Source organism: Gluconobacter oxydans DSM 3504, assembly GCF_000583855.1.
Lineage (GTDB): Bacteria > Pseudomonadota > Alphaproteobacteria > Acetobacterales > Acetobacteraceae > Gluconobacter > Gluconobacter oxydans.
This window is the reverse complement of record NZ_CP004373.1, coordinates 270001-282742: the sequence shown is the minus strand read 5'-3', so window position 1 is coordinate 282742 and position 12742 is coordinate 270001. Positions and strand designations below refer to the sequence as shown.

Genomic DNA, 12742 nt, shown 5'->3' with positions numbered 1-12742 from the left:
GGGATCAGTCCATCTTCAGGGCAGCGAGGAAGGCGCTCTGGGGGATTTCGACCTTGCCGAACTGCCGCATGCGCTTCTTGCCTTCCTTCTGCTTGTCCAGAAGCTTGCGCTTGCGGGAAATGTCACCGCCATAACACTTGGCCGTCACGTCCTTGGACAGCGCGCCGATCGTTTCACGGGCGATGACCTTGGAGCCGATGGCCGCCTGAATGGCGATCTTGAACAGCTGCTTGGGGATCAGGTCCTTGAGCTTGGCACAGATCGAGCGGCCCCGCTGTTCGGCGACGGTGCGGTGCGAGATGAAGGACAGCGCATCGACTGGCTCGTGATTCACGAGAATGGAGATGCGGACGAGATCGCTCTCTTCGTAGCCGTCCATCTGGTAGTCGAACGAGGCGTAGCCGCGGCTGATGGATTTCAGGCGGTCGTAGAAATCGAACACCACTTCGTTCAGCGGCAGGCGGTAGACAGCCATCGCGCGGTTGCCGACATAGGTCAGATCGACCTGAATGCCGCGACGCTCGGAGCACAACGTGAGAACAGGGCCGAGATACTCGTCCTGCACCATGATCGTGGCCTTGATCCACGGCTCTTCGATCATCTCGATCTTGCTGAGCTCGGGCATGTCGGCCGGGTTGTGCAGCTCCTCGACCGTGCCGTCCGTCATGTGCATCTTGTAGACCACGGACGGTGCGGTTGCGATCAGGTCCAGATTGAACTCGCGGGACAGACGCTCCTGAATGATTTCCAGATGCAGCAGGCCGAGGAAGCCGCAGCGGAAACCGAAACCCAGCGCAGCGGAAGTCTCGGCCTCGAAGTGGAACGAGGCGTCGTTCAGGCGCAGCTTGCCAAGGCTGTCACGCAGCTTTTCAAAATCGTCGGCGTCGATCGGGAAGAGGCCGCACCACACCACGGGAATGGAGGGTTTGAAGCCCGGCAGGGCCTTCTCGGCAGGGCGCTTGTCGAGCGTGACGGTGTCACCGACATTGCAGTCCGCGACGGTCTTGATGGCGGCGTTGATGTAGCCCATCTCGCCCGGGCCGAGGCTCTCGACCGACTGCATCTTGGGCAGGAACACGCCGACCTGATCGACATGATAGGTCGCGCCGGTCTGCATCATGCGGATGCGGTCACCGCGCTTGAGACGGCCGTCCTTGATGCGGACGAGAATAATGACGCCGAGATAGGCATCGTACCAGCTGTCTACCAGCAGGGCCTGAAGTGGGGCTTCGGCATCGCCGGTGGGAGCGGGGAGACGCTGGACGAGGGCTTCGAGCACGCCTTCGATATTGATGCCGGTCTTGGCGCTGATCTCGACGGCGTCATCGGCCGGAATGCCGACCACGTCTTCGATCTGGGCGCGGACGCGCTCGGGTTCGGCAGCCGGCAGATCGATCTTGTTCAGGACCGGGACGATCTCGTGATTGGCATCGAGCGCCTGATAGACGTTTGCCAGCGTCTGGGCTTCCACACCCTGCGAGGCGTCCACCACCAGCAGCGAGCCTTCACAGGCGGCGAGTGAGCGGCTGACTTCATAGGCGAAGTCGACATGGCCCGGCGTGTCCATCAGGTTCAGCGTGTAAACCTTGCCGTCCTTGGCCGGATAGGTCAGGCGGACGGTCTGCGCCTTGATGGTGATCCCGCGCTCCTGCTCGAGCTCCATCGAATCGAGGACCTGGTTTTTCATCTCACGCGCGGTCAGCGCGCCACAGGCCTGGATCAGGCGATCGGCCAGCGTCGATTTGCCGTGATCGATATGAGCGATGATCGAGAAATTGCGGATAAGGGAGAGCGGGGTATCGGTCATGGCTGCTACATAAGGGATTATCGCAGAAATGTCAGTAGATCTGCGCAAAAGCCTGCCTTTGTGAAAAGGCAGGCGGAAGAAGGATCAGCGGTCCGTCAGACGGAACTCGATCCTGCGGTTTCTGGCATAGGCCGCCGGTGTGCTGGCAGCGTCCAGAGGCTGGTAGTCGGCAAAGCCTGTCGCCGCCAGATGGTGCGGGTCCACACCTTCGGCAATGAGCAGCTTGACCACGGTGATGGCACGTTCGGATGACAGTTCCCAGTTGCTGGGAAAGGCGCTGTGGATGGGCTGGCGGTCAGCATGGCCATCCACCCGAAGGATCCATGGAAGATCCGTCGGGATCGTTGAGGCGACCTGCTTGAAGGTATGCGCAAGGGTCGTGATTTCCTTGCGGCCTTCCGGTGTCAGGTCGGCACTCCCCTGCGGGAACAGGATTTCCGACTGGAAGACGAAGCGGTCTCCCACGACGTTTACCCCCTTCTGGTCTTTCAGCAGGTCGCGCAGGCGTCCGAAGAACTCCGAGCGATAGCGTTTGAGCTGATTGACCTTGTCCGCCAGCGCCAGATTGAGCTTGCTGCCAAGGTCCGCAATCTGGGCGTCCTTGCCCTGTTCGGCCTTCTTTTCAATGTCGAGGGCGTTGCTGATCGCCTGAAGCTGGCGGGTCAGTTCCTCGATCTGGGCCTGAAGGTCCGAGATCTTGCTGTTCTGCTGTTTGCGGGTGTCATCAGCCGAAGCCAGAGCCTGATCCTTTGACTGAAGCTGCCCTGTCAGGGCGGCGATCTGGGTCGAAAGGGTCTGGAGCTGGGCCTGGTTATGCTGCTTTTCGTCTGCCAGTGTGGCCACGGTGGAAGACAGGCTTTTGTTCTTGTCTTCCGTCATCGACAGCATGTGCGACAGTTCGGCCAGCTGCTTTTGCAGGGCATCGAGCGTATGCTCGCGTCGGGACAGCGACACCGAGAGGAACTGCTGCCCCACGACGAACACCAGCAGGACGAAGGTGACGACCATCAGCAGGGTGGACAGGGCGTCCACATAGCCGGGCCAGGCATCGAGGGCGTTGTGGGATCCGCGTCTGCGCCGGGCCATGGATCAGCCCTGCCTGCCGGGAGGGGGCGTCGTGCTGCCGGAGGCCGCCGCAATCGTGCGGGCCAGAACGCGGAGATCGTTGCGAAGCTCTCCGATCGTCTGGGCGCGGCCTTCATGCAGTTCCTGGATCAGGCGGCTGAGATGCGTCTCGATCCGCAGAAGCGCCGTGCCCTGCGAACCCGGGCCTTCATCGCCCATGTGACGCAGAAGAGCGGTCTGGGTTTCGGCCGTGCGGGTCATGAGCGTCTGGTTGGCGGCAAGCAGATCCGTCATGCCACGCAGGCGCTCCTGAAGGCTGTCGAGCATGTGCAGTTCGCGGACGCGGTTTTCCTCACTGCGGGAGACGGCGTTCTGTAGCGTTTCCAGATTTTCGGCCGTCTGTTCGAGCAGGGCCTGAACATAGGCCGGAACGGGTGCGCCGTCGCTGTCGATGGACGTGCTGCCGCTGACACGCGTGACACCAGCCAGCCATTCTTCGAGTTCGTTGAAGAAACGGGTCTGGGCCTGTCCAGCTGTGAGATCCAGAAAGCCGAGAACCAGTGCGCCGGCCAGACCGAACATCGAGCCAGAGAACGCCGTGGACATGCCAGCCAGCGGTCCGGCCAGTCCGGTCTTGAGCTGGTTGAACATGACGTCCATGTCTCCGCCGCCTGCGGACATGCCGCCGATGACGGACGCAATGGAACTGACCGTCAGCAGAAGCCCGTAGAACGTGCCCAGCAGACCCAGGAAGATCAGGAGCTGCGTCATGTAGCGGGAGATTTCCCGGCTTTCATCCAGACGCGAGGACAGGCTGTCGAGCATGGCCTGTGTCGTCTGGGTCGAGAGCGTCAGGCGATCCGTGCGGTTGCGGGCCGCCAGCATACTGGCCATGGGAGCGAGAAGGCGCGGGGCCTTGGGCGCGGCCAGACCGGCGCGGGGCTGACGCAGGAGTTCAACCCACTGTACTTCCGGCATCAGGCGCTGGACGACATGAAGGTTCCACAGGATCCCCAGCAGGAGCACGCCCAGGATGATGGCGTCGAGCTTGGGGTTCGCGTTGAAAGCATGGAGCAGGGTCGTGCCCATTGTCGCGGCCAGAAGGCCGACCGCGACAAGGAAAACGGCCATTCGCAGCAGGTAGGTCGTAGGACGTGTCACGGCGTGTCTTTCCTGATTTTATTATGGCATGCCGTTTGCGGAAGAGGCGGGGGTGTCGGTGGGATTTGTCTCGATGACAACATCCAGCCGGTCAGCAGGTGCAGTGTCTCCCGCATCCGGACGCCCCAGCGCGCGGGGGTAGAGGCGGGTCGTGGCGACACCTGCGTGAATGAAGATCGAGCGGACAGCGAGCGCCCGTGCCAGGGCGATGCGGCGCGGCATGGACACGTCATCGCCGGGCAGCGCCGCGTAAGCCATCAGCACGACGCGCTGCTCGGGATGGTGGGAAAGCCCGGTCCCGTAGTCCTGAAGCGCCTTGAGGCTGTCTGCGTTCAGCGCTTCGCTTCCGCTCGGGAACAGGATCCGCATCCCGCCCTCAGGAAGCGGCGCTGTGTGGCTGGCCGCGTCGGCAACGGCCGTGACTTCGGCAGGCGGGACGGGGGGATGAATCTGGACGGGGACGAAAGGTGGGGGCAGGACGACCGGCGGCGGTGGAGCGGGAGGAACACCGGGAACGGTCGTGTGCGTCGGCGTGCTCCGGACGGGCTCTGCCGGAGAGGATGTTGCCGCGGCGAGCGGTGCTGCCACGGGGGCCGGGGCCTTTGCCGCGGATTTCTGGACGGCGTGTCCTGCCGGATGCGGCGTCGGGGCTGGTTTTTTCGCGGAGGGGGCGGTCTTGGCCTGAGGCAGATCATCCAGATTGCTGGTGACCTGCGCCTGTGCGGCGGACAGCGGAAGGCAGGCCAGAAAGGCCGCCAGAGGAAGGGAGAAGGGGATCGGCCTGTACATGTCAGGCCGATCCTAGACGAGGCCTCACGACTCCCGCAATGGGAAGTGAGGGCAGTTTCGTCAGCTCCGGTTCAGGGCCTCGTGCACAAGGGCGCGCAGGGGGCCGTGAAGGTTGGTGTTTCCGGCAACGACATTGACGTCGTCGGGAAGGTCATGGAGTTCGGTTCCGTCCGGATCGGTCGCATAACCACCGGCTTCGCGGACGAGAAGCAGACCGGCTGCGCAGTCCCAGGGCTTGATGCCGAATTCCCAGTAACCGTCGTAACGGCCGGCTGCGACCCAGGCGAGATCCAGGGCTGCGGCACCGAAGCGGCGAATCCCGGCAACCTGAGGCATCAGGGCGCCGAGGACGCGCGCGAACGGCAGACGGCTGCTGCTCGGCACCTTCGCAAACGGAATGCCGGTTGCGAACAGGGCTTCGTGCATGTTGCGGCGACCGGAGACACGAAGGCGGCGTTCGTTGAGGAATGCGCCCACGCCTTTTTCGGCCCAGAACATCTCGTTGGCAGCGGGGTTGTAGACAACCGCGGCAGCCATTTCGATCGTTCCGTCCGGCAGTTTGCGCTGAAGGCCGATGGAAATGGCCCAGTGCGGGATGCCGTGCAGGAAGTTCGTCGTGCCGTCCAGCGGATCGACGATCCAGCGCCAGGTCCAGTTGTCCCCGCCCGAAGCACCGCTTTCTTCCATCAGGAAGGCGTAGCCGGGACGGGCGCGGCTCAGTTCCTCGCGAAGGATGGTTTCGGCGCGCAGGTCTGCCTGGGAAACGAAATCTCCGGGCCCCTTGATGCTGACCTGAAGCTGTTCGACCTCTGCAAAGTCACGGAGCAGACGGCGTGAGGCCTTCTGTGCCGCGCCCTGCATGACGGCCATGTGCGGGGAAAGACGCATGCTGGATCAGTCCTTCGCGCGTTCGACGTAGGATCCGTCTTCCGTGCGGACAACGATGCGCTCACCGGCTTCGATGAACGGCGGGACCAGCGTTTTGACGCCATTGGACAGCATGGCGGGCTTGTAGGAGGAGCTGGCCGTCTGGCCCTTGACCACCGGGTCGGCTTCCGTGACTTCCAGCGTCACGTGCGGCGGCAGTTCCACGCCCACCGGGTCGCCTTCGACCAGCTTGACGTTCAGCGGCATGTTGTCCTGCAGGAAGGCGAACTGGTCGCCGAAGATGTCCTTGGCGAGGATCAGCTGTTCGAACGTTTCCGGGTCCATCAGGACGACATTGTCACCGTCCATGTAGGAATAGGTGTAGTCCTTGTCTTCCGTGACCAGACGCTCGACGGAATCCGCCGTTCTCCAGCGCTCGTTGGTCTTGTTGCCCGTCTTGAGGTCGCGCATTTCGACCTGGATGAAGGCGCCACCCTTGCCCGGGGTGATGATCTGCTGCTTGAGAACCGTCCAGCGGCGGCCATCGTGCTCGATGACCTGGCCGGCCCGGATAAGGTTGGCTTGCTGTTTCATGCTTGTGTCCTGATGACCCTGGGGTAGGGATTTTCTGTCACGTCTTGTGGGCTTCTAGCGCCGCACAGGGGCTGGAAGCAAGGCCAAGGGGCGCGTGACGCTTTGCAGCTTCAGGAAACTGTGAAGGGCAGGGGGCTTGGGACATGACGGCGGACAGGTCATGTCAGAGTGTGTGTCTGTCCTGAAGGTCAGGGCGAACCGCAAGGAGAAGCCGCATGTACGATATGAAGAACCTCTCGCGCATTTCCCATCTTGAAGCCAATGCCTCCAAGGGCATGGACGCCTTCTGGCAGTTCGACCGTGCCGCATTCGAGGAAGGCGAAGTCAGCGCCCTGACCAAGCAGCTCGCCGCCGTGGCTGTCGCGCTGACGACGCAGTGCCCGTACTGTATCGAGCTTCACGTCAAGGCTGCCCGCGAGGCCGGCGCGACGGATGCGCAGCTCTCCGAGATCGCCCTTGTGGCCGCCGCCATCCGTGCGGGCGGGGCCATCACCCATGCCACTCACATGTTCGACGCCAAATAAAGCGGCTTCAGTTTTATGGGGCGTGTCAGGTGAAGCTGCACGCCTCTCCGTCGGGCGTTGAGACGGTGCCAGGAGACGCAGGGTCCAGATATTCCGGCCCGATCGGGACTTTGCCCCGACCGCCCGGGATATCAAGAACATAGGTCGGCCAGGCCAGTCCCGTGACGCGCCCGCGTAGCTGTCTCAGCAGGGCCTGACCCTCCGCGACCGGGACGTGGAAATGCCCCGTTCCGGCGGCGGCATCGAGATGGTGCAGGTAATAGGGTTTGACCCGTGCCTTGATGAGCGCCCGCAGCAGGGCTTCCAGACTTTCAACCGTATCATTGACCCCGCGCAGCAGGACGGACTGCGAGAGCACCGGAATGGCGCGGGACAGAACGGCGCGGATGGCTTTTGTGGCCTGCGGGGTCAGTTCGCTGGCATGGTTGGCGTGAACGACCAACCACATGGCTCGGTCCGTTTCCATGGCATCCAGAAGCTCTTCCGTCATACGGGCCGGGTCGGCGACCGGCACGCGGGAATGGATGCGGATGGTCTCGATATGCGGGATGCCGGACAGGGACTGCACGATATGCTTCAGCCGGCGCGGAGCCAGCATGAGGGGATCGCCACCTGTCAGGATGATTTCGCGGATATCCGGATGCTGTCGCACCCAGCCGAGCGCGGTTTCAAGCTGTGCATCGCTGAGAAGACCACCACCCGGGCCGACATGTTCGCGCCTGAAACAGAACCGACAGTAAAGCGGGCAGACCAGCAACGGCTTGAGCAGGGCACGATCTGCATAGCGGTGCACGATGCCGGGGACGGGGGACAGGGCATCATCGCCGATCGGGTCCGCATCTTCGTGGGGCAGCGTGACCAGTTCGCGGCTATCGGGAATGACCTGTCGGGCGATGGGGTCGTCCGGATGTGTGATCAGATCCCGGAAGGCGGGGGGAATGGCCATCGTGAAGCGCTCGCCCACCGCTTCGAGCGTTGCGCGGTCGGCTTCCGTCGCCAGACCTGCGTCGATCAGGTCGGACGGTGTACGAAGCGTGTGACGTTTTGCAGAAGGTCCCGCGGAATGTTGCGGGGCTGTCTTGACCATATCATCCATGTGATGCCTCTAGCGGTGCGGGTCCCGGTTTTGCAACAGGAGCGAGAGACGTCATGACCGTATTGTCTGCTGATCCGGGCCGGATCGCCGAGCGCCTGCCTCTGCTTGAGCGGCGTACGCAGATGGTCCGATCGGTCCGGACCTTCTTTGAAGAGCGCGGATATCTGGAAGTCGAAACGCCATTCGCGGTTCCTGTTCCGGGTGAAGAAGTCCATCTGCGCTGTTTCAGGACGGAGCTTGAGCGGCCGGACGGCTCCCGTGAGGCGCGTTTCCTGCATACGAGTCCGGAATTCGCGATGAAGCGGATTGTCGCGGCGACGGGGCGGCCGGTGTTCCAGATGGCGCGTGTCTGGCGCAATGGTGAGGCCAGCAATACGCATGCCCCGGAGTTCACGATGCTCGAATGGTATCGTCCGGGCGCGGATCTGTCGTCGCTCATGGATGAAACCGAAGCCTTCCTGCGCGCGCTTCTGCCGCCTGTGGTGCATCGGGGGATGGATGTCATTGATCTGTCACTACCCTTCGAGCGGCTGACGATGCAGGCTGCATTTGCGCGCTATGTGGGGGCAGATCTGCTGGGGACGGCGGGAAATGCCGAAGCCCTCGCCAGGCAGGCGCATGTTGGCCTGCGGAACGGGGAGAGCTGGGAGGATCTGTTTTTCCGGCTTCTTCTGGAGCGTGTCGAGCCCGTAATCGGGCGTGAGCGTCCCACATTCCTGACGCACTGGCCGGCGGAACAGGCGGCACTCGCACGCCGGGACCCCGAAGACGGGCGCGCGGCGCTGCGGTTCGAGCTGTATGTGGGCGGGCTGGAATTGGCGAACGCCTTTGAAGAGCTCACCGATCCGGTGGAGCAACGCGAGCGTTTTGCAACGGATCGTAAGCGTCGTATGGAACTGTCGCCGGATCAGGACTGGGCAGTGGACGAGGCGTTTCTGGCGGCTTTGCCGGATCTGCCGCTCTGTTCAGGAATTGCGCTCGGGTTCGACCGGCTGGTCATGCTGGCAACCGGAGCACCGCGGATCAGTGACATTTTGTGGTTGGCCTGATCTTTTCGGAACTTGCAGGAGTTTTAATCCTTCTTTTGCGTCAGAAGGGCTAGAACGTGTCGAAAGAGGAACATGACCGCATTGCCGCGGCACAGTCGGGGAAGATGATGATGAAAAAAGTTGGATTGCTGTCTGTCCTGGCGCTGCTGGGCCTTTCAGCCTGCGAAGTCCCCACCCTTCAGCAGCGCAAGGTTCTGGATTCCATGGTTGGCAAGTCCGAAGTGGACGTGCTGCGTCAGTTCGGCGTTCCGACCCGTAACTACGATGCCCAGGGCCATACGTTCCTCGCCTATATCGATAACGAAACGCAGTATTCTCCCGGCGGTGGCTGGGGCTGGGATGGCTGGGGCGGCGGTATGGGCGGCTGGGGCGGCGGCTGGGGTGGTATGGGCGGCTGGGGTGGCGGCTGGGGCGGCATGGGTGGATGGGGTGGCGGTTTCCCGTCGACCTATTACAACACCAGCTGTCAGACGACATTCGAGCTGGTCAGCGGCAAGGTCGTCGGATGGACCATGCGCGGGGACGGGTGCTGATTCGGTCAACCTGCTCTATGGTCGTTTCTCCCGCTCACAGGATGGTGCGATCAGGCATGGATGTGCGACTCGATGTTTTCTCTTCAGGACGGTTTCCACGCTGGGGGAAGGGACTGAAACTCGGCGTGGGGCTTCTTCTGGGGGCCTCGCTCTCCGCCTGTGGCGATCCTGACTGGCAGGGCACCGACTGGACGAAGAACTACCAGGACAACTTCGAGACCCAGATCAGCGCCCGCGCAGCCCTCATGCCCGGAAGCACCGACCAGGCCTATCAGCCCAGCCCGGACGGCACGCCCAACAGTCCGGTGGCCTATCATGCGCCGCCGATGCTGTCTTACGAAGACCATCCGCTCAATGAGAACATTGCGGGATCGCTGGAACTCGCCGATTACGTCAAAGCCATTCAGGTTGCGAAACTGGATCCCTGGATCAGTGGTCCGGGTCCCTATACGCTCTTTGCCATTCCCAATGCCGCCATGGAGCGCCTGAGCGCCCGCTGGCCGGGTGGACTTCTCGCTCCGGCCAATCGCGGGCAGCTCACTCATATTCTGGGCTACACGATTGCATACGGGAAATGGGATGAGGCGGCTCTGCGCAAGGCCATCCAGCGCAATCATGGTCGCGCCATCGGGCTGAAGACCCTGTACGGGGATCTTCTGGGTGTGCAGCTTTCCCCGCAGACGGGCGAACTGATCCTGGAGAATACGGCGGGTCAGACCAATCGTCTGGGGAGCAGGTCTTTCCCCCAGTCCAACGGCGTTCTCTACTTCACGCAGGATACGCTTCTGCCCGTGCCGGTGCTGAAACCGGGGTCAGCCGGCAGCAAGAACGGCCATCGCTGAAAACCGCTCCGCATCCTTGCCATCGAACTGAAGTGGGATGGCAAGGAAGTCGGCGCCTGCCGTGATGGCGGACGAGGCGTCTTCCGTGTTCCGGATGTTTTCGGCGACGCCTGGCAGTTCCATGACGGAACTCCACCATTTCACGAGCTCCAGATCGCCGGGCGGAAACGCGACGTAATCGGCACCCGATTCGCCAGACTTCATGGCGTCGTCGCGATTGGTGCACAGACAGCCGACCGGCATGTCGCTTCCAACCGTTTTGCGCAGGCTTACAAGGTCCTCGACGTTGGCCACGTGAAGTCCGTCACAGATCCCCAGAAGGGATTTCGGCGTGTCAGCCAGCGATCCTGCGACTTCCAGGATCATGGCGACACCATTGGCATGCAGCAGGTCCACGAGCTGTGAAAGCTGCGTTGCCTCCGGGGTCCATCCGGCGGGGATGCGAAGAGCCGTTATTTCGGGCAGTACGAGGATGTCGCGGAGCACCTCAAGGGCAGCGTCCGTCTTAAAACCGGCGGGCAGAACGGGGTAGAGATCACAGGCTGTCATGGGGACGTTCTCGCAGATTGTGGCGGCGGGAGCTAGGCGGACGGAAAGTCAGGATACGTCCGCGATAATCGTTATATGTTTCCAGGGCGCGGAACTGGGCAGGGTTGACCCGGCAGATGGCCCAGCCGATCCCGGCGTCCAGCGCCTGCCGGGCGATTGCGGGCGATGCGCCGCAGTCCAGAATGGATTGTCCTGCTCGTGATCCCACGACTTCGAGCCACCATGGGACGCCGAACGCGTTTCCCGCACTTTCGGCGGAGAGGGCAAGAAACGGTTTATCCCAGGACAGAAGCAGCTGATCCATCTCCTGACGGGACGGAATCATAAAAACAGGGTAGTGAACGGGCAGGGATGTCCTTGACCCCATGCCGGGATCGGGTCTTTCCTGATGGTCTTGCCGGAGCGGGTCTGTATTGGGCATTTTAATCGGGCATTTACTGGCAGAATGAGTGCATGAACGGAAAGATCGTGGCGGTAAACGAGACAGGTAATGGGCAGGACGATAAGGCGGTTGAACGTCTTGAGGAAGCGATGATGCGGATTGCTGCTGCGTCCGAGCGTCATCTGCTGGCGAAGGAAGCCTGCGAGCGTGCGCTCCATTCCGCTCCTGATCTTTCGGAATTCGCGGCCAATATCGACGCGCTGTGCGCCCGCATTCAGGGCGTTCTTGACAGGAAGGAGGGCTGACCGATGGGACAGGTATCCATTCGTCTCAATGGTTACGTCTACAATGTCGGGTGTCAGGATGGCGAAGAAGCCCATCTCTATGACATGGCCCGTCATGTGGAAGGCTGGCTCCAGCGGGCGCGGACCCTGGGTGGGGCCGCAAGCGAATCCAAGACGCTCATGATGGCCGCCCTGCTGATGGCCGATGAGATTTTCGAGCTGAAACGCCGGCAGATCTCACCCCAGGCCGAAACGCAGATCCAGCAGGCCGAGCAGCTCCTTCGGCTTGAGGGTGCACGGCAGGACCGCCTGGCGCGTCTGGCGGGGCAGGCGGAGCTTCTGGCTGCGGAACTCGAGCGCGCGTCCTGATTCTGCAACGTTTACATTGAACATCGGGCCGGACAGTCTAATATAGGTCATGGAGCTGCCTGGTGCGTCAGGCAAATCATCCCCCGGGCCGATAAGCATTCCTTAGGGAACTGGCTCTGTCGTGGCCCTGGTCACGTTAACCGGTGCCCACCTGCACTTGCAGGTCTAGGAGGGCTGAAAAGACCAACGGCTTTGGCGGCTCCACAGATTTCCGACCTCGACCTTCTGAAAAAAGACCTGCGCCTGAAAATGGCCCAGCTGCGGCAGGCCGCTTCTCCTGATGACGAGGCGGCGTTGCGAAAATTTCTCCTGAAAGAAATTCTGGCACGACCGGCTCACAGGATCGCTGCGGTCTGGCCACTGGCCGGAGAAGTGGATCTCCGACCTCTCTGCCACGCTCTTTCGGCGTCCGGACGGCAGGTTCTGCTGCCGGAAACCACGCCCAAAGGCTCTCCCCTGATCTTCCGGCGATGGACGCCTGCCAGCCTCATGACGGCCGGCCGCTTTGGGACATCGCATCCCGAGGGTGAAATCGATATTCCGGATCTGGTTCTGGTGCCGTTTCTGGCCTTCGATGCTTCCGGCTATCGGCTCGGATATGGCGGTGGCTACTACGATCGTACTCTGGCCATGTTGGATGTACCGGCAATCGGTTTCGGCTTCGCCGGACAGCAGATCGATCGTGTTCCCAGAGGTCCTTACGATATTCCGATCCCGGCGATCGTGACCGAGCGCGGGATCATCAGGACCGATCCTTCCAAAATCACTATGAAAGACTGACTGTTGAGACTGCTGTTTCTTGGCGACATTATCGGGCGTAGCGGGCGTGAA

17 protein-coding genes and 1 other RNA gene (1 of these 18 cut by a window edge) are annotated in these 12742 nt (G+C 62.1%); 9 read left to right on the top strand and 9 right to left on the bottom strand.

All coding sequences use genetic code 11. From position 1 onward, the window contains the following. Window positions 1–4 precede the first annotated feature (4 nt). The 6 genes from lepA to efp form a co-directional block, all read right to left on the bottom strand. The gene (gene lepA / locus GLS_RS01320; protein ID WP_024717204.1) at window positions 5–1807 is read right to left on the bottom strand and encodes a translation elongation factor 4; all 1803 of its coding nucleotides are present in this window, start codon (window positions 1805–1807) and stop codon (window positions 5–7) included. An 84-nt stretch (window positions 1808–1891) separates the two neighbouring features. Beyond that, complete coding sequence (locus GLS_RS01315) at window positions 1892–2893, bottom strand: peptidoglycan -binding protein (RefSeq protein WP_041110696.1); 1002 nt, start codon at window positions 2891–2893, stop codon at window positions 1892–1894. A 3-nt stretch (window positions 2894–2896) separates the two neighbouring features. Then, window positions 2897–4033 (bottom strand): hypothetical protein, encoded by a 1137-nt coding sequence (locus GLS_RS01310; protein WP_041110695.1) that lies wholly within the window; start codon window positions 4031–4033, stop codon window positions 2897–2899. Between the two features lie 21 nt (window positions 4034–4054). Next, window positions 4055–4822, bottom strand: coding sequence for an OmpA family protein (locus GLS_RS01305; RefSeq protein ID WP_193363832.1), 768 nt, complete (start codon window positions 4820–4822; stop codon window positions 4055–4057). Between the two features lie 60 nt (window positions 4823–4882). Continuing rightward, window positions 4883–5710 carry an inositol monophosphatase family protein gene (locus tag GLS_RS01300; protein ID WP_011251823.1) on the bottom strand — a complete coding sequence of 276 codons (828 nt, stop codon included), beginning with the start codon at window positions 5708–5710 and terminating at the stop codon, window positions 4883–4885. A 6-nt stretch (window positions 5711–5716) separates the two neighbouring features. After that, the gene (efp, locus tag GLS_RS01295; RefSeq protein WP_011251822.1) at window positions 5717–6283 is read right to left on the bottom strand and encodes an elongation factor P; all 567 of its coding nucleotides are present in this window, start codon (window positions 6281–6283) and stop codon (window positions 5717–5719) included. Window positions 6284–6498: 215 nt separating this feature from the next. On the opposite strand from efp, the gene GLS_RS01290 reads away from it, so the two are divergent. Then, window positions 6499–6807, top strand: coding sequence for a carboxymuconolactone decarboxylase family protein (locus GLS_RS01290; protein ID WP_011251821.1), 309 nt, complete (start codon window positions 6499–6501; stop codon window positions 6805–6807). 25 nt (window positions 6808–6832) lie between these two features. Here GLS_RS01290 and GLS_RS01285 read toward each other — a convergent pair whose 3' ends face one another. Continuing rightward, window positions 6833–7903 carry a lysine-2,3-aminomutase-like protein gene (locus GLS_RS01285; RefSeq protein ID WP_041110693.1) on the bottom strand — a complete coding sequence of 357 codons (1071 nt, stop codon included), beginning with the start codon at window positions 7901–7903 and terminating at the stop codon, window positions 6833–6835. Between the two features lie 53 nt (window positions 7904–7956). Between GLS_RS01285 and epmA the strand changes: the two genes are divergently transcribed. From epmA to GLS_RS01270, 3 genes are all read left to right on the top strand, one after another. Then, window positions 7957–8952 carry an EF-P lysine aminoacylase EpmA gene (epmA, locus tag GLS_RS01280; protein WP_041110692.1) on the top strand — a complete coding sequence of 332 codons (996 nt, stop codon included), beginning with the start codon at window positions 7957–7959 and terminating at the stop codon, window positions 8950–8952. Window positions 8953–9056: 104 nt separating this feature from the next. Beyond that, window positions 9057–9485: a hypothetical protein gene (locus GLS_RS01275; RefSeq protein ID WP_024717203.1), complete on the top strand. Its 429-nt coding sequence runs from the start codon at window positions 9057–9059 to the stop codon at window positions 9483–9485. A 56-nt stretch (window positions 9486–9541) separates the two neighbouring features. Further along, entirely contained in the window at window positions 9542–10327 is a 786-nt protein-coding gene (locus GLS_RS01270; protein ID WP_052327412.1) for a fasciclin domain-containing protein, read from the top strand. Here the strand turns inward: GLS_RS01270 and GLS_RS01265 are convergent. After that, entirely contained in the window at window positions 10298–10876 is a 579-nt protein-coding gene (locus tag GLS_RS01265) for a thiamine phosphate synthase (protein WP_011251815.1), read from the bottom strand. The genes GLS_RS01270 and GLS_RS01265 overlap by 30 nt on opposite strands. Beyond that, window positions 10863–11180 carry a hypothetical protein gene (locus GLS_RS01260; RefSeq protein WP_131973774.1) on the bottom strand — a complete coding sequence of 106 codons (318 nt, stop codon included), beginning with the start codon at window positions 11178–11180 and terminating at the stop codon, window positions 10863–10865. Before GLS_RS01260 ends, GLS_RS01265 begins: the two co-directional genes overlap by 14 nt. A gap of 149 nt (window positions 11181–11329) precedes the next feature. Here GLS_RS01260 and GLS_RS01255 point away from each other — a divergent pair, with 149 nt between their 5' ends. From GLS_RS01255 to GLS_RS01240, 5 genes are all read left to right on the top strand, one after another. Beyond that, window positions 11330–11563, top strand: a complete 234-nt coding sequence (locus GLS_RS01255) for a hypothetical protein (RefSeq protein WP_049750714.1) — start codon at window positions 11330–11332, stop codon at window positions 11561–11563. A gap of 3 nt (window positions 11564–11566) precedes the next feature. Further along, window positions 11567–11911, top strand: coding sequence for a cell division protein ZapA (locus GLS_RS01250; protein ID WP_011251813.1), 345 nt, complete (start codon window positions 11567–11569; stop codon window positions 11909–11911). A 49-nt stretch (window positions 11912–11960) separates the two neighbouring features. After that, window positions 11961–12117: non-coding RNA, 6S RNA (gene ssrS / locus GLS_RS13050), on the top strand. Then, window positions 12104–12691: a 5-formyltetrahydrofolate cyclo-ligase gene (locus GLS_RS01245; RefSeq protein ID WP_052327410.1), complete on the top strand. Its 588-nt coding sequence runs from the start codon at window positions 12104–12106 to the stop codon at window positions 12689–12691. Before ssrS ends, GLS_RS01245 begins: the two co-directional genes overlap by 14 nt. Before the next feature lie 3 nt (window positions 12692–12694). Further along, a protein-coding gene (locus GLS_RS01240) for a TIGR00282 family metallophosphoesterase (protein WP_011251811.1) crosses the window boundary here: on the top strand, window positions 12695–12742 show its 5' end (the start). It continues 768 nt past the right edge of the window; 48 of the gene's 816 nt are visible here — the first part of the coding sequence; the start codon lies at window positions 12695–12697; the stop codon falls past the right edge of the window.